The organism is Saccharopolyspora spinosa NRRL 18395 (assembly GCF_000194155.1).
Lineage (GTDB): Bacteria > Actinomycetota > Actinomycetes > Mycobacteriales > Pseudonocardiaceae > Saccharopolyspora > Saccharopolyspora spinosa.
In genome coordinates this window covers 1,977,965-1,995,489 of sequence record NZ_GL877878.1, presented here as the reverse complement: position 1 = coordinate 1,995,489, position 17,525 = coordinate 1,977,965, and the positions used below count along the sequence as shown (strand labels likewise).

Genomic DNA, 17,525 nt, shown 5'->3' with positions numbered 1-17,525 from the left:
ACAACGCAACCACCCCACCCACAACGCCATCCCCCAGGCAGCATGACCTCACCTCAAAAGAGCCACACCCAATTGAAACTGGCGGTCAGCGGTCGCCGACGGCCTGCTTCACGAGCTGGGTGAGGATCGCGATCGGCACGTCTGGTCGCACCTCGCTGAGCACCGGTGCCAGGCGCAGCCACCGCGACTGGACCCGCGGCGCGCTCGGGCGCGTTCGGGCCAGCTCCTCGACGAGCTCCTCTAGGCGCCACTGCGTCTCGTCGCGCTCCAAGGTCGCCTCCGGGTGCTGCTCGATCACGTCGATGAGCACCACGAGGTAGGAGCGCAGCTGGTCGAGGGCCTCCTGCCGCGGAGCGAAGGTCGTCGCGGCGTCCAGTCGCGAGGAACCGGTGGTCGCGTCCTGGGAACTGTCCTTGGGCACGGCAGACGACTCCTGATCACTGGCCCGGCACGTCCGACTCCGCAGTGTGTCGGATCCCGGCGATGCCAACGGGTTTTCGGCTTTGCGCCACCCGAACGGCGCACCCCCCAGGGGGTGTGATGGACGTCATCGGGGGTCCGGATCGCGAAAGGACTTAGGTCCTCTTGTGTAAGGCCGGTGACAGTGGTCGCAAATGACCGTAGAGTCGCTACTTGTGAAGGCTGATGCGCTCCGCGGCCACTTGGACGCCCTGCTGCTGGCCACGCTCGACGGCAGGGCCCTGCATGGTTACGCGATCATCGAGGCGCTGCAGGAACGCAGTGGCGGCGCCCTTGATCTCCCCACCGGGACCGTGTACCCGGCGCTGCGCAGATTGGAGCGCGCCGGCTACGTGCAGAGCACCTGGAGCACCGTCGGCGGCCGGCAGCGCCGCACCTACCGCTTGACCCAGACGGGTGTGCAGACGCTGCAGGCTGAGCGCCGCGCGTGGCGCGAGTTCACGTCCGCTATCGAGGGCGTGCTCGAAGCGGCTCCCGCCAAGACGTGACCGTGGCCGCGGCGGTTCGCCGTCCGTGCCACGATTGACGACCGTGGCTAGTGCGCTCATCTACCTGTTCGTGGTGCTCGCGGTCGCTGCGGTGATCTACCTGCTGGCCTCGCTGGTCTTCGGACGCGGCGAGCAGCTCGCGCCGCTGCCGCCGGGCTCGACCCCGACCCGCCTGCCCCCGGCCGACGTCGAGGGCTCCGACGTGCGCGCGCTGCGCTTCCAGCAGGTCCTTCGCGGCTACAAGGCGTCGGAGGTGGACTGGGCGTTGGAGCGCCTCGCCGGGGAGCTCGACGAACTGCACGGCCGGATCGCGGTGCTGGAGCGGCAGCTCGACGCGGCCGACGAGCAGCTGCAGGAAGCCCGCGCCGGGCGTCCCGACGAGCCGGAGGACTGACCGGTGCGCCCGGTCGAGCTGCGGTTGAGCGTGCCGGTCGAGGCGCCGCCCGAGGTGGTGTGGGCGGCGGCGACGGACTGGGCGCGGCAGGGCGAGTGGATGCTGGGCACCGAGGTGCACGCGCTCGGCGGCCCCGACGGGCTGGGCGCGCAGTTGGTGGCGGTGACCGGGTATCGCGGTGTCGGCGTCGTGGACCGGATGGAGATCGTCGAATGGCGGCCGCCGCAGAGCTGCCGGGTGCGCCACCACGGGCAGCTGATCGTCGGGGACGGCGGGTTCGACGTGGTCCGCTGCGGGAACGAGGCATCGATGTTCCTGTGGTGGGAACGGCTGACCCTGCCGCTCGGCGGCGCGCTGGTCTGGCCGGTGGTGCGACCGCTCTTCGTCTGGGGCGTGCGCCGGTCGCTGAGCGCCTTCGCGGCGTTCTGCCGCGACTACGCGGGTGGTGGGGAGCGTGGCTGAGTCCGGGGCGGTGGTCGGCGCGGACGGCCGGGCGCGCTGCCCGTGGGGCGTGGGGCCCGCGGACTACACCGAGTACCACGATTGCGAGTGGGGAGTCCCGCTGCACGGCGTACCTGAGTTGTTCGAGCGGATCACCCTGGAGGCGTTCCAGTCCGGGCTGTCCTGGCTGACGATCCTCCGCAAGCGCGCGGCGTTCCGGCTGGCGTTCGCCGGGTTCGCCCCGGAGCGGGTGGCGGCCTTCGGCGAAGCCGACCGGCAGCGGTTGCTGGCCGACGCGGGCATCGTCCGGAACCGGGCGAAGATCGACGCGGCGATCCGCAACGCCGGCGCGGTGCTCCACCTGGACCGCCCGCTGGACGAGCTGCTCTGGTCGTTCGCCCCCGAACGCCGCGAGCGGCGCCCGGCCACGGTCGGCGACATCCCGGCCACCACCCCGGAGTCGACGGCGATGGCGAAGGAGCTCAAGCGCCGCGGCTTCGCCTTCGTGGGCCCCACCACGTGCTACGCGCTGATGCAGGCCACGGGCATGGTCGACGACCACTTGGCCGACTGCTGGCGCGCGAACTGGTGGGAATTGCTGGCGCGCCCCGCACAGCGGTGCAGGTAGCGGAGCCTCGGGCGCTTCCTTACGCTCCAGGGCCCGCCGGTGGATGCCGGTGAGTGCTTCTGGGCGCTAGGCGCAGGGCGCTGTAGCGCAGGGCGCTGTGGCGCCCGCACGTACTCACGGGCCCTGAACGGCGAAAATGCCTGGCTCAGCGGCCGGTGAAGTGAGGGGTGCGCTTCTCGACGAAGGCCGCGACCGCCTCCCGGTGGTCAGCCGTTGCCCCGGCCTCCGCCTGCGCGCCGGCCTCCACCGCCAGCGCCTCGGCCAGGCCTTCGGCCGCCGCCGCCAGCATCGCCTCCTTGATGCGGGCGTAGGCGCTGGTCGGCCCGGCAGCCATCCGGGTGGCCAGCTCGGTGGCCGCCGCAACGGTTTCGCCGGTGTCCACGACCCGGTTCACCATGCCGATCCGCAGCGCGTCCTCGGCGGCCACCGGCTCGGCCAGCAGCAGCATCTCCATCGCCCGGCCGTAGCCGATCAACCGCGGCAGCGTCCAGGACGCGCCGGAGTCCGTGGACAGCCCGACGCTGGCGAAGGCCATCAGGAACTTCGCGTTCGTCGCGGCCACCCGCAGATCGCATGCGTAGGCCAGCGATGCGCCAGCCCCGGCCGCGGTGCCGTTGATAGCGGCGATCACCGGCTTCGGCATGCTCGTCACGGCCCGGATGATCGGGTTGTAGTGCTCCTCGACAGTGTTCAGCGGCGTCGGGTCTCCGGAGTTCAGCAGCGCGACGTGCTCCTTGAGGTCCTGCCCCGCGCAGAACGCCTTTCCCGCCCCGGTGATCACCACCGCCCGCACCGAGTCGTCGGCGGCCGCCTCCCGCAGCGCGGCGATCAGCGCCTGCTTGAGGGCGACGTCGAGCGAGTTGAACGACTCCGGCCGGTTCAGCGTGAGCAGGCGCACACCATCGATGTCCTGGGTCAGCAGTACGTCGGTCACTTCGCGCTCCTTGCCTTGGGGTCCGTTGTGGCGGGTCGCCGGACCGCTACTCGATGTTTCCAAAGTGGACGCCGCGGATCTCGCGAAGTCCCGAGTAGACAGTGTTCTGGCTGGTCGCCCGGGTTGTGGTCGAGCGCCACCGGGACCGGTCGGCGACCGCGGAGGGCCCGCCGATCCCGGCCCGCCGCGGCGCCGCTGCCAGGTCGTGGGCGGTCGCGCCGGAACGCACCGAAACAGCCCGCACGGGCGGTGAGTCTGCCAGCCCTCGCGGGCATTCGACCAGCGCACGGGCGACACGAGTTGATCGGCTCGGTTTCGTCCACACCTCGGGATGGGGGAGAATGGGGAGGACCCGAGCTGGTTGTGGCGATCAGCGGGGGATGAGTTCACGGAGGGAGCACGCTATGGCGGCCATGAAGCCCCGGACCGGTGACGGTCCCCTCGAGGTGACTAAGGAGGGACGCGGCATTGTGATGCGCGTCCCGCTTGAGGGTGGTGGGCGGCTCGTCGTCGAGATGTCGGTCGAGGAGGCCAAGAACCTGGGCGACGCCCTGGAGTCGGCCACCGGCTGAGGCCGCCGGCTGGCGATCGGGGAAGCACCGCAAGCCGGTGCACCCAGCGCCCGAGGCGACAACGCAATCAAGTCGACGGCGAGTGGCGAGCGTTCTTCGCCGCGGTCGGGCCCCGGTGCCGAGGTGGCGCCGGGGCCGTCGTCGGCAACAGGCAAGTCCTTGGACCGCCCCGTGATCACCCAGCATGCCGCCCCTGCGGCCCGGACGGGGTGCGCATCGTGCCCGGGCCTGCGCGAACGGTAGCTTCGGAGCTTTCGTTGAACCCGTTCTGCGGGCCGCACAAGCCGCCCCGCCGTTTCAAGGACAGACAGTCGAGTGCGCGCGACGAGCCGTGCAGGAAGGTCTTCTCGTGTCCGGTGCTTCAGTGTTCCGTTCCGCCCAGCCTGCCCGCGACGTGGACCCGGCACTGCCCGTGATCCCGACGTCGCTGGTCGAAGTGGACGTTGTGCAGCGGTGGCGGGACGGCGTGCCCGGCGCGGTCCCCGTCTTCGAAGGCGAGGCGGGGCCGGACCTGGCCGCCGCGGCAGAACCGTTCGATGTGGACGTCGCGGTGCTGCAGGCCGTCGGTGCGACGGCCGCCGCCGGTGACGTCCGCGCGCTTCCGCTGCCGGCTGGCGGCGTCGGCTGGGTCGTGGGCGTCGGCTCCGGGGAGCCCGTGAAATGGCGCAGCGCCGGGGCGGCGCTGGCGCGCGCGTTGCGCGAGAGGCTGGGCGAGGCAGCGGAGTCCGAGGACGAGATCGGCGACTTCGGAGACGCTTCCGACGCGGACTACCTCCAGATCCGGCTGCCCGACAACGTCGACCGCGACGTGGTGTCGGCGCTGACGCTGGGGCTGGCGCTGGGCGGATACCGGTTCCGGGTAACCGCCAAGCCGGCGCCGCCGCGCCTGCGGAAGGTCTTGCTCGTGGCGCCGGAGGGTGCCGACCAGGCCGCACTGGGCGAGCAGGTCCGGCGGACCCGCGAGCTGGCGGCGGCCACTGCGCTGGCCCGCGACCTCGCCAACGCGCCCTCGAACATCAAGGACCCGGCCTGGTTCACTGGGGTCGCCGCCGAACTGGCCGCCGACGTCGAGAACCTGACCGCCGCGGTGCGCGACGAGAAGTGGCTCGCCGACAACGGTTTCGGCGGGATCCTCGCGGTCGGCGGCGGCTCGGCGCGGCCGCCCAGGCTGCTGGAGCTGACCTACCAGCCGCAGGACGCCCGGGGCCCGCACCTGGTGCTGGTGGGCAAGGGCATCACCTTCGACACCGGCGGCATCTCGATCAAGCCCGCCGAGGGCATGCACTTGATGCGCACCGACATGTCCGGCGGCGCGGCGGTGATCAGTGCGCTGCTGACCATCGCGCGGCTGGGGTTGCCGGTCCGGGTGACCGGCCTGGTGCCGTCGGCGGAGAACCACGTGTCCGGCAGCGCCTACCGGCCCGGCGACGTCGTCCGGCACTACGGCGGTACCACCACGGAGGTCAGCAACACCGACGCCGAAGGCCGGATGGTGCTCGCCGACGCCGTGGCCTACGCCGTGGACCGGCTCGAACCCGACCTGCTGGTGGACGTCGCGACGCTGACCGGGGCTATGAAGGTCGCCTTGGGGCTGCGCACCGGCGGGTTGTTCGCCACGGACGACGAGCTGGCCGACCGCATCCGCGAGGCCGGGGAGCGGGTCGGCGAGGCCTGGTGGCGGATGCCGCTGCTGGAGGACCACGCCGAGGACGTGAAGGGCCAGCTGGCCGATGTGAAGCAGACCCCGCCGGGGCCCGGCGGAATCACCGCCGCGCTTTTCCTGCGCGAGTTCACCGACGGTCTGCGGTGGGCGCACCTGGACATCGCGGGCCCGGCTCGGGCCGACAAGGACTACGCCGAGGTGGTGTCGGGCGGGACCGGTTTCGCGGCTCGCAGCCTCGTCGAGCTGGCCGCGAACCTCTCGGAGTGACCCGGCGAGTCGATACGCGATTTCAATGGAAATCGGATCTTCGATTTCCATTGAAATTGCGCCGGGCCAGGGTGAAGTCGCGGAACGTGCGGACCGCTGGGGGCAGGATTCGGCCTGCTGGCCAGGCGAGCCCGATCGTGCGGTGCGCTGGCGGATCCAGCGGCACCTCGACGGTGCCCGGTGCCGGGCCGTTGTCGCCCGGCGGCAGCAGCGCCACGCCGAGCCCGGCGGCGACCAAACCCCGAACCGTGTCGACCTCTTCGCTCTCGAAGGCCAGTCGCGGCTCGAAGCCGGCGCGCTCGGCCAGGCCCGTGAAGATCTGCCGCAAGCCGTAGCCTGGGCGCGTCGCGACGAAGTCGTCCTCGGCGAGTTCGGCCAGCCGCAGCTTGCTCCGCCGGGCCAGCCGGTGCCGCATGAACAGCACCGCGACCAGCGGTTCCTGCCACAGCGGTGCGGTTTCCAGCGCGGATCGCGGTCCGGTAGTGGTGCGGTGAGGCAGAGGTCGACCTCGCCGGACCAGGCCCGCGCGAGCATGGCGTCCCGCGGCCCCTGCACGAGCCCGAACCGCACGTGCGGGTGCTCGTCGCGGAAGCCTCGCAGCAGCGGCGGCACCAGGGTGCTGCCCATCGTGTGCTGGAACCCGAAGGTGACGTGCCCGCGATCGGGGTCGACCTCCTCGATCACGGCGCGGCAGCCCGCCTCCAGCCCGCGCATCGCGTCTTCGGCGGCCTCCGCGAGCAGGGCGCCGGCGCGGGTCAGGTGGATGCCGCGACCCTGCCGCACGATCACCGGGGTGCCGAGTCGCTCGCCCAGCTTCGCCAGTGTGCGGCTGACCGTCGGCTGCGGGACGCCAAGGGATTCGGCCGCTCGTGTGAGATGGCCCTCGGCGGCGACCGCCCGCAGCAGGGCGAGCGCCGGGGCGAGATGGGCCGCGAGCTGCGGCGCGTCGTCCGGCACGGCTGATTGATTCGTCACCGCATCAATGATGCTGTAAAGCTGAATTGGACGCATTAATTAGGCCTGCTTACGTTCGAGCTCGTGAACCCCGTCGATCCGGCCCGCATCCGCAAGATCCGCATCGCCCTGCTGCTCGGCGCGCTAGCGATGTTCGCCCTGCTCTACGCGCCGCAACCGGTGCTGCCGCAGCTGGCCGACGTCTTCGCGCTGGACCCGGGCACGGCGGCCCTGCTGGTTTCGGCAAGCACGCTCGGGTTGGCGGTCGCGGCGATCCCGCTCGGCACGCTGTCGGAGGTGGTTGGCCGCCGCCGCACCATGATCGTGGCGCTGCTGATCGCCGAAGTCCTGGGCCTGCTGCTGCCGTGGGTGCCGTTCTTCCCGGTGCTCGTGGCCGTCCGGCTGGTCCAGGGCGCGGCGATCGCGGGCCTGGCCGCGGTCGCGGTCGCCTACCTGGCCGACGAGACCGGCGGCCAGCACCTGGGCACGACGATGGGCCTATACGTCGCGGGCACCACCATCGGCGGCATGTCCGGTCGGCTGCTGGGCGGAGTGGTCGGCGACTTCGCCGGCTGGCACGGCGGGATGCTCGCGGTGGCGCTGCTCGCCGGGGTGTGCACGGTGCTGTTCGTGGTGCTGCTCCCCGCCGAACGCAACCACCACCGGCAGCCGTTGCGCTGGCGACCGCTGCTTGGCGGCTTGCGCGCCGCGCTCAGCGACCCGGTGCTCTACGTGCCGTACCTGGTCGCTGCGCTCGGCATGGGCGCCTTCGTCACCGTCTACAACGTGCTGGGCTTCCGCCTCACCGCTGCGCCGCTGCTAGTGCCTCCGGCGCTCGCCGCGCTCGCGTTCCTCTCCTATGCGGCCGGAACGGTCACCTCTACGTTCGCCGGTCGCGCCGCGGATCGCTGGGGACGCACGCAGGCGCTGTTCACCAGTTTGGCGGTGACTGCGGTGGGATTGCTGCTGATGCTCGCCAGCAACCTGCTCGTGATCGTGGTGGGCTTGGTCGTGTTCACCGGCGGGTTCTTCGCCGCGCATTCGGTGGCCAGCGGTTGGGTCGGGGCCCGGGCATCGGCGTCGGCCCGGGGCCAGGCGTCCGCGCTGTACCAGTTCGCCTATTACGGCGGCAGCAGCGCGGGAGGCGTGGTGGGCGGCGCCGCCTACGGCGCGTGGGGCTGGTCCGGCATGACGGTCTTGCTGTGCTGCTGGCTGGCGGTGGCCGCGTTCGCCGTCCGACTCGCGGTTCCCACGCGCAAGCGCGTCGCCGTCGCGCAGGCTTCGTGACGCCACGATCGGCGAAACGTGAAGGGCTTCCCGGGTCAGGTCGCGTCGGAGTCGTACGGGGGGCGCTCGCCTGGGGCGAGCGGGCGCTGCGCGGGCTTCGGCGGGTCCGCCGGCTTCGGCTGGTAGCCGCTGCCGTTCGTGCTGCCGTTGGTGTTGGTGATGCCGTCGAGCGGGTTCTCCCCGTCGAAGAGGTGCTTGGTCACCGCCGTGCGCGGGTTGAAGTTGCGGATGCCGCGCAGGTCCTCCAGCGGCTTGCGCAGCTCGTCGAACTCCGGGCCGAGCTCGGACTTGATCTGCTCGCGGGCGCCGGTCGCGTACTCCTTGACCTGGCGAACCGTCTTGCCCAGCCACGCCGCGCCCTGCGGCAGGCGCTCCGGGCCGAGGATGAACAGCCCGACCACGATGAGAACCAGGAGTTCGGGCCAGCCGATGCTATCGAACACCTCTCGACTACCTCCTGGGCTTCGCGGCACGCGGACCAGCACCGCATGAGCTGCCAACGCCCCCAGCGTACCCACCGGGTGAAAGCCGCAGGAGGGGGAAGTAGCCCAGCACATGGCCTTCACGAACTGTTAGCTGCGCGTTCGGCGGAAAACCAGCGCCGGAGGTCGGAACCTCGGAGGTCGTCCAGCCTGCGAGATTCGCACCGAGGGGGCCTCCGTCCGGGACCTGCGGCGGTGGCACGGGCGCGGGTGTGGCGATTTCGCGCGAAATCGCCACCTGGCGTCTAACTCGCGCGGTCCCGCGCACCGGGCGCGTCCATCCGAGAACCTGGGCGACCCGTGCGGTCACTTCAGGGTCACGTCCAGGACCAGTTCGCGGCCCTGCCGGACCACGGTCACCGGCACGCGCTCGCCGACCGGGTGCCGGTCGACGGCCACGATCAGCTCGTCGGCGCCAGCGACCTTGCGCTCGCCGATCTTGACGATCACGTCGCCTTCGGCGATCCCGGCCGTCGCCGCAGCGCTGCCGTCCTGCACGTTCTGCACCTGGGCACCGTCGGCGAGCCCGTCGCTGACCGACTTGGCGTTGACACCGAGGTTGGCGTGCTGCACGTTGCCGGTGCGGATCAGCTCCTGGGCGATGCGCCGGACGTCGTCGATCGGGATCGCGAAGCCCAGCCCGATCGAACCGCCCTCGCCGCCGGCACCGAGCGTGCGGATCGCGCTGTTGATGCCTACCACCGCGCCGTTGCCGTCGACGAGGGCACCGCCGGAGTTGCCGGGATTGATCGCGGCATCGGTCTGGATCGCGTCGATGACCGCGTTGGTGTCGGTGCCCTCACCGGCCAGCCGCATCGGGCGGTGCACCGAGCTGACGATTCCGGTGGTCACGGTGCCGGCCAGGCCCAGCGGCGAGCCGATGGCGATCACCTCGTCGCCGACCGCCAGCCCGTCGGAACTGCCGAGCTGGGCGACCGTCGGGTTGGAAACCTCGACCTTGATCACCGCCAGGTCGGTCTTCACGTCCCGCCCGACGATCCGCGCCGGGGCCCGGGTGCCGTCGTGGAAGACCGTGGCGACCTGCGCGTTCGGGGTGTCTGCGGCCATCGAGATGACGTGGTTGCTGGTGACCACGTAGCCGTTGCCGTCGATGACCACCCCGGATCCGCTGCCGCCCTGCGCGCCGACTCGCACCTCGATCGACACGACGGCCGGAACGACGCGTTGCGCGACCGCGGCGACGGTGCCCTTCGGCCGATCCTTGCCCTGCTCCACCTCGGCGAGGGTGACGTCGGGGTTGGTGAGCGGGTTGCCCTCCTCGGCGGTGATCCGGCCGAGGAGCCCGCCGCCCACGCCGACGAGCAGGGCGACCGCGGCGAGGATCGCGAGCGCGCGCGGGTGCACCCGGCGACCGAACAGGACCTCGCGGGCGCTCAGCAGCGGACCGGTTTCGGTGCTGTCGGGCTTCTTCTCGGGTTCTTCGACCAGAGCGGGCGGGCCGATCATCGCGGCCGCGGCCGGGTCGCGCCACGGATCGCGCTCGCCGGAGTTCCACAGCGCCGGCTCGTCGGCCGGCTCGGGTGTCATCGGCTGCTCGCCCGGGGCCCGCTGGAGGCGTTCGCCGCTGCGCGGCGGGCGGCTGAACGCCTGGGCTAGGGCTTCCGGCGGGGGCAGGGTCTGCTCGATGCCGCGCACCGGCAGGTCGCGCCGGTTCGAGTCGAAGCTGCCGGGCACGCCCTTCGGACGGCCGAACACCGAGCTCTGCGATGGGTCGACCGGGGGGCGTCGCAGCGGGCGCGGGGCGAGGCGGGGCGGATAGGCGTGCTGCGCTGGGTGCGGTGGCTTGGACGGCCTGCCATGCACGGCGGTGCTGTCCGGGTCGGCTTGCTCGCCGTGAGCGGCGTGGGGTGGTTCGGCCTGCCCGTTCTGCGCGGCTGGGGGCGGGCTGGCCGGTCCGGCGGGCACTCCCCGGGTGGGGTTCGCCGCTCCCTGCCACGGATGCACGGGTTGGGCGGATCGCCCGTTGGGCTCCTGCTGGTCTGCGTGGGGTTGATCCCGACGTCCCTGGTCGGCGTCGGAGCCCTGCGCGGGCCTTCCTGGCTGGTCGCTCATCGCTCCCCGGGCATGCGGTCGGGACTCGTCCGTTCGAGTGGATCACACGGGCGGTGTGCCCATGCCACCGGCATGTGGGCCCACTGCCGGTACGCCCATTTTGCCGGGCGACCGGTGAAGTTCGTGTGGGAGCGGGCGAAGTCGCGGTCCTCGCCGGGAGGAGTGCTCAGTTCCCCGGTGGGGCGGGAGCCGAGGTCGTCGGTGCCGGGGGCGCGGACGAGGGCGGATGGACCGCGGCGACGTGCGGAGATGTCGGATGGCCAGCGCTCGGCTCGGCGGGCAGCGATTCGCGCGACGAAGCCGGTACGACGGCATTCGTGAACACCCCGCCGGGCAGCGGGTCCGGTGCGCTCGGGATCGGCTGCCCGTCTTCGTCGGTCGGCAGGTTCATGAAGGCGAGGGCGCCCAGCACCAGGCCGGAGAACACCACGCCGGCGCCCTGCCGGGTGCGGCGGCCGACCCGCCGCGACGGGGCGTCGTCGTCATGCGCGAAAGGGGACGCGCTGCCGAAGGGCTGCTGGGAGCCGCCCAACGGCCTGCTGGATCCGAGCGTGGCCCCGTCGCCGAACCGCTTCGCCCGGTCCGGGCGGGCCACGGCGACCAGTTGGCCGTCGTCGGTCAGCGCCAAGCCGTCCGGCTGGCTCGGCAGCTCCGCGTGCGCGGGAATGGCTTGCAGGGCCTGCAGCAGCTTCGGTGAGATCGACGGAGTCTGGGCCGCCTGGACCGCGGCGCGGGCCTGCCGCTGGGCGGCGGCGTCCGCGGTGCACGCGGGGCAGTGGGCCAAGTGGGCTACGGCGCGATCGTGGGCGCTCGGGCTGAGTTCCCCGTCCACCAACGCGACGATCGCGTCCAGCGCGAGGTGCTGCTCCGGCAGCCCCCACCCACGCAAAACCGTCATTCGTCAAACCTCCCGGGGATGCTCGCGGCGAGCTTCCAAGGTGGCCTTCAACATCTGGCGCCCGCGGTGGATCCTGCTACGCACAGTACCCAGCTTCACGCCCAAGGTGGCGCCGATCTCCTCGTAGGAGAGCCCCTCGACGTCGCAGAGCACGACCGCCGCCCGGAACTCCGGCGGCAGCTCGTCCAGCGCCGTCTGCAGGTCGGGGTCGAGGTGGGTGTCGTTGAAGACCTGCTCCGGACTCGGGCCACCGCCGGGCAGCCGGTCGCTGTCCTCGGGCAGGCCCTCCATGCGCAGGCGGGACCTGCGGCGGGCCATGTCCAGGAACAAGTTCGTGGTGATCCGGTGCAGCCACCCCTCGAACGTTCCCGGCTTGTACGACGCGAGCGACCGGAACACCCGGATGAAGGTCTCCTGGGTCAGGTCTTCGGCGTCGTGCTGGTTGCCGGTCAGGCGGTACGCCAGCCGGTAGACCCGGTCGGCGTGCTGCCGTACCACCTCGTCCCACGTCGGCGGGGCCCAGGCGACCTCTTCCGCTGCGGGCGAGACGGTGCTCCGTTGGACACTCGGGGCCACACTCATCGGCTGTGTTGCCATTGGGCGAAAAGCCACCTCCTGTGTGGTTGCATCTCCAAGAACGGACATGTCGCCTCCGTTGTTCCCGGCGTTGTCGTCGAGGAGACGCCGCTGGGTGTCGGTTATGACGTGCTTAGTCTCGTATGCCCTGGTGAGGTAGCGATTAAAGACGCCTGAGAACTGGCTGAGAACCTGATGTGATCCGGGTCTCATCTTGGCCTGCCGGAAACGGCCCCCTAACGAATTCGGGCGCGCGGAACATCGCTGTCGGCAACGCCGATAACCTTTCGCGTTGTGATACCCGAGACGCCGGTGGGTGCCGGGCCCGTGGGCCACGAGCAGGCGCGATCCCGCTTGTCCGGCGCGCCGACCGGCGGTCCGACGGACACGTCGGTCGGGGCGTCGCCGCTACACGTGCTGCGGTTCCTGGCGGCCGCGCTGCGGGCCAAGGCCGTGGTGGAGGTCGGCACCGGGTCGGGCGAGAGCGCGTTGTGGCTACTGCAGGGCATGCTCCCGGACGGCGTGCTGACCTCGATCGACGCCGACGCGGCGGCCCAGCGCGCGGCTCGCGCCACGCTGCGGGAGGCGGGCGTGCGGCCGGGCCGGACCCGGCTGATCGCCGGCCGGGCGGTCGACCTGCTGCCGCGGCTGACCGAAGGCGGCTACGACCTGGTGTCGGTTGGCATCGCGACCACGGACTACCCGAGGTACCTGGACCTCGGCGTCCGGCTGTTGCGCCCGGGCGGGGTGATCGTGTTCGCGGGCGTTCAGCTGGCCAGCCCGGACACCCGGAGCGCCCTGGCCCTGGCCCTGCGAGATCTGGTCCGGGCCATCCAGGAGGACGACGACCTCGTCCCGGTCACGCTCCCCACCGGCCCGGGACTCCTAGCGGTAGCCAAGCACACGTGATTTTTTCGAGGTGAGGGGCACCCTTGAGCGGCATAGTCGCTCAAGGGTGCCCCTCACCTCTCACCCGGAAGTGTGGTGGTTAGGTGGGGGAGACGCTGAGGAGCTTGCCCGCGAGGCCGCGCGCTCGGGTGGACAGGCGCTTTGCGATGTCGTTGAGGACCACCGCCGCCGGCGAGTCCGGGGCCTCCAGGACCAGCGGTGTGCCGTTGTCGCCCGCTTCGCGCAGCCGCGGGTCCAACGGCACCTGGCCGAGCAGCGGCACGTCCGAGCCCATCGAGCGGCTCAGCGACTCCGCCACCAGTTGGCCGCCGCCCGAGCCGAAGACCTCCATCCGCTGGCCGTCCGGCAACTCCATCCAGGACATGTTCTCCACCACACCGGCCAGCCGCTGCCGGGTCTGCATGGCGATCGCCCCGGCCCGCTCCGCGACCTCGGCCGCCGCCTGCTGCGGGGTCGTGACCACCAGGATCTCCGCGTTCGGGATGAGCTGGGCGGTGGACAGCGCCACGTCGCCGGTGCCGGGCGGCAGGTCGAGCAGCAGGACGTCGAGGTCGCCCCAGAAGACGTCGGACAGGAACTGCTGCAGCGCCCGGTGCAGCATCGGCCCGCGCCAGACCACCGGCGTGTTGCCGGGGGTGAACATGCCGATGGAGATGACCTTCACGCCGTGCGCCTGCGGCGGCATGATCATCTTCTCCACCTGGGTGGGCTTGCCGCTCGCACCCAGCATCCGCGGCACCGAGTGGCCGTAGATGTCGGCGTCGACCACGCCGACCGACAGGCCGCGCTTGGCCATCGCGGCCGCGAGGTTGACCGTCACGCTGGACTTGCCGACCCCGCCCTTGCCCGAGGCCACGCAGTACACCCTGGTCATCGAGCCGGGCTCGGCGAACGGGATGCGCGGTTCCTCGGCGCTGCCGCGCAGCATCTTGCGCAGTTCGGTGCGCTGCTCGTCGCTCATCACGTCGAGCTCGACCTGGACCGAGCTGACTCCCTCCACGGCGGACACGGCGCTGGTGACCCGCTGCGTGATCGTCTCCCGCATCGGGCAGCCCTGGACCGTCAGGTACACCTCGACCGCCACGGCGCCGCCAGCGTCGATGGACACGCTCTTGACCATGCCCAGGTCGGTGATCGGCCGACGGATCTCCGGGTCCTCGACCTGGCTGAGGGCCTTCCGGACGGCGTCCTCGGTGGGCGCGGACTGCGTACTGGTCACGGTTACCTCGGCAAGCTGCAGTTGCGGACGTGGTCGGTGGTCGCTTCGGACGACGCCGTGCGCCGACCTCGAAGATTCTCACACCGCGTTGTGGGCAATCCCAATGCTACGGACCGGTAGCCCGCCAGGAACAGGGTCGCCCGCGCTGGTCGGCGGGGCTCGCCGAGTAGAACGCGATACTTGTTCGGGGGCGCTGCGCAGTCGAGTGAACGCGTTCCGTAATATCAATCTTCGTGGCCGAGACGGCTCTTGATCGATTACCGACTCGAAGTGAATTGCTGGCGTACCGCAGTTTCCTCCGCGCGCACGCCAGGGTCACGCGCTGCCTGGAAGGCGACCTGATCGCCGAGCAACGGCTCACGCTCGCCGCCTACGACGTCCTCGACGCGCTGGCAGAGGCCCCCGAACAGCGGCTGCGGATGACCGAACTCGCGGACGTCGTGCTGCTGTCCCGCTCCGGGGTGACCAGGTTGGTCGACCGCCTCGAACGGCTCGGGCTGGTGCGCCGGGTCCGGGTCGATTCGGACGGGCGCGGTGTGCAGGCCGTGATCACCGAAGGTGGCGAAGCGCGGTTGCAGCTCGCGGCGTCGACGCATCGCACCGGGGTGGCGCGGTACTTCCTGTCCGCGACCGCGGGCGAGCTGGAGGCGCTGATGCGTACCTGCGAGCGGCTGGCCGATGGGGGTGTGCCGTCGCCGCCGGGGCAGCGTGCGCAAGCATGAGGTCGTGCACGATGCGAACCCCACCGCTCCCGAACAGCTGATCCGGGCAGTCGGCCTGGTCCGGTTCGAGGACCGGCGATTGCTGCTGGTCCGCGCCGACTACCAGGCCGCGTTCTACCTGCCCGGCGGCAAGATCGACCCTGGCGAGACCGAGGTGCAGGCCCTGCACCGGGAGGTGCGCGAGGAGCTCGGCGTCGGGCTGCGGGGGGCGGACTTCTTCGGCCGCTACGTCACCGACGCCGTCGGTCAGGGTGACGGCGTGCAGGTCGAGCTCAGCTGCTACACGGGCGAACTCGACGGGATCCCCGAGCCGGCCGCCGAGATCGCCGAACTCGCCTGGTGCACCCGCGAGGAGTACGCGGCCCACGAGGTCACGGCCCCGGCGATCGTCGCCCTCTTCGCCGACCTCGACGGCGGTTTCAACGGAGAACAGCGTGCTGGTTCCCATTGAGCGTTTTACAAACTCTTCTCGCGTTGCGGTGCGGGGGTAGCTACCTACAAGTCGGAACCTCAGCGGCCTTCTCGACTCCGGGTACCGATACGCGACCTCCGGGCTGTCCTGGCAAGTAGGCCGCTGAGAACCTGCGGCGGTGCACGCTGCGATGGTGGGCCAAGGCGGCTATGCCGCTTGCGGCAGCCTGGTGGGACTTGCAGCGTCGCGGCTGCGATCGGCCAGGACGAAAATGGCTCAATGAAAATCGCACTGGGTTCAGATGTCGTCGGCGTCTCGGAAGCTGGTGCGGATTCGGCGTTTCTCCACTTCGCTCCGCAGGCCGGGGACTTCCTCGCGCAGCCTGTCCAACTCGCCGCGCAGGTAGTCGCGGGTGGCCACCTCGCCGATCGCCAGCCGCAGCGCGGCGAGTTCGCGGGCGAGGTAGTCGGTGTCCGCCTTGGTCTGCGCCGCCCGGATTCGGTCCTCTTCCAGCGAGACCCGGTCCCGGTCGTCCTGCCGGTTCTGCGCGAGCAGGATCAGCGGGGCGGCGTAGGAGGCCTGGGTGGAGAAGGCCAGGTTGAGCAAGATGAACGGGTAGGGATCCCACTGCAGGCCGACCGCGAACAGGTTGACCGCGATCCAGAAGATCACGAACACCGTCATCCAGAACAGGAACTTGCCGGTGCCGAGGAAGCGGGCGATCCGCTCCGAGATCTGCCCGAACAGCTCCGGGTCGAACGAGACGGTGAACCGGTGCGGCGGACGGGGTAGGTCGAGTCGGCGGTGGGTCAGCAGCTCGGGCATCAGAGCGCCTCCTGGTCCGTCGGGCCGGTCTCAGGTTCGGGAAGTCCGCTTTCCCGCCAGTTCTCCGGCAGCAAGTGATCGAGCACGTCGTCGACGGTGACCGCGCCGATGAGGTGCTCCTCGTCGTCCAGCACCGGCCCGCACACCAGGTTGTAGGCGGCGAAGTAGCGGGTGACGTCGGCCAGCGACGCCCCGGCCGGGAGGCTCGCGAGATCGGTGTCCAGGGCGCCGGCGACCAAAGTGGACGGTGGTTCGCGGAGCAGCCGCTGGATGTGCACGCAACCCAGGTAGCGGCCCGTCGGGGTGGCCGACGGCGGGCGGCAGACGAACACCATGCTGGCCAGCGCGACCGGCAGGTCCCGGTTGCGCACCATCGCCAGCGCCTCGGCGATGGTCGCGTCCGGTCCGACCACGATCGGTTCCGGTGTCATCAGGCCGCCTGCGGTGTCGAAGGAGTACGCCATCAGCCGCTTGACCGGTGCCGATTCCTCCGGCGCCATCAGCCCGAGCAGCCGCTCCTTGTCCACTTCGGACAGCTCGGCGAGCAGGTCGGCCGCGTCGTCGGGGTTCATCGCCCCCAGCACGTCCGCCGATCGCTCATCGTCCAGGTACGCCAGCAGGTCCTTCTGGTCCTCATCGGGCAGTTCCTCGACGACGTCGGCGAGCCGCTCGTCGTCCAGCGCCTCCGCGACTTCGTAGCGGCGCTTGGTCGGCAGCTCGTGCAGGGTGCTCGCGACGTCGACCGCGCGCATCGTTTCGAACATGGCGAGCAGCTGCTGCACGCCCTGCGGCTGACCGGTCAGCTCCGCGACCGCCAGCCCGGTGACCTGGTCCCAGTCCAGCACCTGGGTCGGGCCGCGGCGGCCGAGCCGCCCGGTGCGCTCCCGAACCGCGAGCTTGGCCAGCTGCCAGTCGCGGGTGCGGATCTGCTCCATCGCGACGTCGACCAGGACGGCGGGCGCGGCGGTGGAGTCGATGACGACCCGGGCGTCGAGCAGCTGGCCGAGCACGAGCAGTTCGTTGGGGCGCTGGTGGAACTGGCGGAGGTTCACCTTGCCGGTCGCCAGCGTCACGGCGCTGGATTCGATGCGGGTGACCCGCAGCATCGGCACGAAGATCCGGCGCCGGGTTGGCAGCTCGACAACCAGGCCGAGGACGCGCGGCGGCTGCCGCCGGACGCTGAGCCCAGCGACGACGTCGCGCACCCGACCGATCGATTCGCCGTCCGGCCCGAACACCGACAGGCCGGCCATCCGGGCCGCGAAAACCCTGGTCGTGGCTGCCACGTGGATCAGGCTATG

The 17,525-nt window shown here is 71.2% G+C and carries 19 protein-coding genes and 1 pseudogene; 10 read left to right on the top strand and 10 right to left on the bottom strand.

Translation table 11 applies throughout. The annotated features are described in order from the left end of the window. Positions 1–85: 85 nt before the first annotated feature. The gene (locus SSPN_RS0110060) at positions 86–421 is read right to left on the bottom strand and encodes a hypothetical protein (RefSeq protein ID WP_010694137.1); all 336 of its coding nucleotides are present in this window, start codon (positions 419–421) and stop codon (positions 86–88) included. Between the two features lie 214 nt (positions 422–635). Between SSPN_RS0110060 and SSPN_RS0110055 the strand changes: the two genes are divergently transcribed. The 4 genes from SSPN_RS0110055 to SSPN_RS0110040 are packed head-to-tail and all read left to right on the top strand — an operon-like array spanning position 636 to position 2,431. Then, the gene (locus SSPN_RS0110055) at positions 636–968 is read left to right on the top strand and encodes a PadR family transcriptional regulator (protein WP_010694135.1); all 333 of its coding nucleotides are present in this window, start codon (positions 636–638) and stop codon (positions 966–968) included. A 43-nt stretch (positions 969–1,011) separates the two neighbouring features. Further along, a complete protein-coding gene (locus tag SSPN_RS0110050; RefSeq protein ID WP_010694133.1) occupies positions 1,012–1,362 on the top strand; it encodes a DivIVA domain-containing protein in 351 nt (116 codons plus the stop codon). Positions 1,363–1,365: 3 nt separating this feature from the next. Beyond that, positions 1,366–1,824, top strand: coding sequence for an SRPBCC family protein (locus SSPN_RS0110045; protein WP_010694131.1), 459 nt, complete (start codon positions 1,366–1,368; stop codon positions 1,822–1,824). Then, positions 1,817–2,431 carry a DNA-3-methyladenine glycosylase I gene (locus SSPN_RS0110040; protein WP_010694129.1) on the top strand — a complete coding sequence of 205 codons (615 nt, stop codon included), beginning with the start codon at positions 1,817–1,819 and terminating at the stop codon, positions 2,429–2,431. Before SSPN_RS0110045 ends, SSPN_RS0110040 begins: the two co-directional genes overlap by 8 nt. A gap of 145 nt (positions 2,432–2,576) precedes the next feature. Here the strand turns inward: SSPN_RS0110040 and SSPN_RS0110035 are convergent, their stop codons facing one another. Further along, the gene (locus SSPN_RS0110035) at positions 2,577–3,365 is read right to left on the bottom strand and encodes an enoyl-CoA hydratase-related protein (RefSeq protein ID WP_010694127.1); all 789 of its coding nucleotides are present in this window, start codon (positions 3,363–3,365) and stop codon (positions 2,577–2,579) included. A gap of 404 nt (positions 3,366–3,769) precedes the next feature. Here SSPN_RS0110035 and SSPN_RS43270 point away from each other — a divergent pair, with 404 nt between their 5' ends. Both SSPN_RS43270 and SSPN_RS0110020 read left to right on the top strand, forming a co-directional pair. Continuing rightward, a complete protein-coding gene (locus tag SSPN_RS43270) occupies positions 3,770–3,937 on the top strand; it encodes a DUF3117 domain-containing protein (RefSeq protein WP_009949794.1) in 168 nt (55 codons plus the stop codon). Positions 3,938–4,286: 349 nt separating this feature from the next. Beyond that, positions 4,287–5,867, top strand: a complete 1,581-nt coding sequence (locus tag SSPN_RS0110020) for a leucyl aminopeptidase (protein WP_394378568.1) — start codon at positions 4,287–4,289, stop codon at positions 5,865–5,867. 22 nt (positions 5,868–5,889) lie between these two features. Here the strand turns inward: SSPN_RS0110020 and SSPN_RS43265 are convergent. Next, positions 5,890–6,878: pseudogene (locus SSPN_RS43265) on the bottom strand (LysR family transcriptional regulator). Positions 6,879–6,905: 27 nt separating this feature from the next. Here SSPN_RS43265 and SSPN_RS0110010 point away from each other — a divergent pair. Then, positions 6,906–8,108 (top strand): MFS transporter, encoded by a 1,203-nt coding sequence (locus tag SSPN_RS0110010; protein ID WP_010694102.1) that lies wholly within the window; start codon positions 6,906–6,908, stop codon positions 8,106–8,108. A gap of 35 nt (positions 8,109–8,143) precedes the next feature. Here the strand turns inward: SSPN_RS0110010 and tatB are convergent, their stop codons facing one another. The 4 genes from tatB to sigE form a co-directional block, all read right to left on the bottom strand. Next, positions 8,144–8,551: a Sec-independent protein translocase protein TatB gene (tatB, locus tag SSPN_RS0110005; RefSeq protein WP_010694100.1), complete on the bottom strand. Its 408-nt coding sequence runs from the start codon at positions 8,549–8,551 to the stop codon at positions 8,144–8,146. A gap of 345 nt (positions 8,552–8,896) precedes the next feature. Further along, positions 8,897–10,663: a S1C family serine protease gene (locus SSPN_RS0110000; protein ID WP_029535170.1), complete on the bottom strand. Its 1,767-nt coding sequence runs from the start codon at positions 10,661–10,663 to the stop codon at positions 8,897–8,899. A gap of 166 nt (positions 10,664–10,829) precedes the next feature. After that, a complete protein-coding gene (locus SSPN_RS0109995; RefSeq protein WP_010694096.1) occupies positions 10,830–11,561 on the bottom strand; it encodes a zf-HC2 domain-containing protein in 732 nt (243 codons plus the stop codon). 3 nt (positions 11,562–11,564) lie between these two features. Then, positions 11,565–12,143, bottom strand: coding sequence for an RNA polymerase sigma factor SigE (gene sigE, locus SSPN_RS0109990; protein ID WP_029535169.1), 579 nt, complete (start codon positions 12,141–12,143; stop codon positions 11,565–11,567). Between the two features lie 306 nt (positions 12,144–12,449). Between sigE and SSPN_RS0109985 the strand changes: the two genes are divergently transcribed. Beyond that, positions 12,450–13,046, top strand: a complete 597-nt coding sequence (locus SSPN_RS0109985; protein ID WP_272941734.1) for an O-methyltransferase — start codon at positions 12,450–12,452, stop codon at positions 13,044–13,046. Positions 13,047–13,125: 79 nt separating this feature from the next. On the opposite strand, the gene SSPN_RS0109980 is transcribed toward SSPN_RS0109985, so the two are convergent. Next, the gene (locus SSPN_RS0109980) at positions 13,126–14,265 is read right to left on the bottom strand and encodes an Mrp/NBP35 family ATP-binding protein (protein WP_010694090.1); all 1,140 of its coding nucleotides are present in this window, start codon (positions 14,263–14,265) and stop codon (positions 13,126–13,128) included. Positions 14,266–14,540: 275 nt separating this feature from the next. On the opposite strand from SSPN_RS0109980, the gene SSPN_RS0109975 reads away from it, so the two are divergent. Together SSPN_RS0109975 and SSPN_RS0109970 are read left to right on the top strand one after the other, a co-directional pair. Then, a complete protein-coding gene (locus SSPN_RS0109975) occupies positions 14,541–14,987 on the top strand; it encodes a MarR family winged helix-turn-helix transcriptional regulator (RefSeq protein WP_010694088.1) in 447 nt (148 codons plus the stop codon). Between the two features lie 4 nt (positions 14,988–14,991). Next, positions 14,992–15,438: an NUDIX hydrolase gene (locus tag SSPN_RS0109970; RefSeq protein ID WP_044573720.1), complete on the top strand. Its 447-nt coding sequence runs from the start codon at positions 14,992–14,994 to the stop codon at positions 15,436–15,438. A 258-nt stretch (positions 15,439–15,696) separates the two neighbouring features. Here SSPN_RS0109970 and SSPN_RS0109965 read toward each other — a convergent pair whose 3' ends face one another. After that, positions 15,697–16,224 carry a DUF1003 domain-containing protein gene (locus tag SSPN_RS0109965; RefSeq protein WP_010694083.1) on the bottom strand — a complete coding sequence of 176 codons (528 nt, stop codon included), beginning with the start codon at positions 16,222–16,224 and terminating at the stop codon, positions 15,697–15,699. Then, positions 16,224–17,510, bottom strand: a complete 1,287-nt coding sequence (locus tag SSPN_RS0109960) for a magnesium transporter MgtE N-terminal domain-containing protein (RefSeq protein ID WP_029535167.1) — start codon at positions 17,508–17,510, stop codon at positions 16,224–16,226. The genes SSPN_RS0109965 and SSPN_RS0109960 overlap by 1 nt, the downstream gene beginning before the upstream one ends. Positions 17,511–17,525: the final 15 nt, after the last annotated feature.

Coding starts and splice junctions, on each gene's coding strand:
- SSPN_RS0110000 (WP_029535170.1), bottom strand. CDS start 10,663: ATGAGCGACCAGCCAGGAAGGCCCGCGCAGGGCTCCGACGCCGACCAG.
- SSPN_RS0109995 (WP_010694096.1), bottom strand. CDS start 11,561: ATGACGGTTTTGCGTGGGTGGGGGCTGCCGGAGCAGCACCTCGCGCTG.
- sigE (WP_029535169.1), bottom strand. CDS start 12,143: ATGAGTGTGGCCCCGAGTGTCCAACGGAGCACCGTCTCGCCCGCAGCG.
- SSPN_RS0109965 (WP_010694083.1), bottom strand. CDS start 16,224: ATGCCCGAGCTGCTGACCCACCGCCGACTCGACCTACCCCGTCCGCCG.
- SSPN_RS43270 (WP_009949794.1), top strand. CDS start 3,770: ATGGCGGCCATGAAGCCCCGGACCGGTGACGGTCCCCTCGAGGTGACT.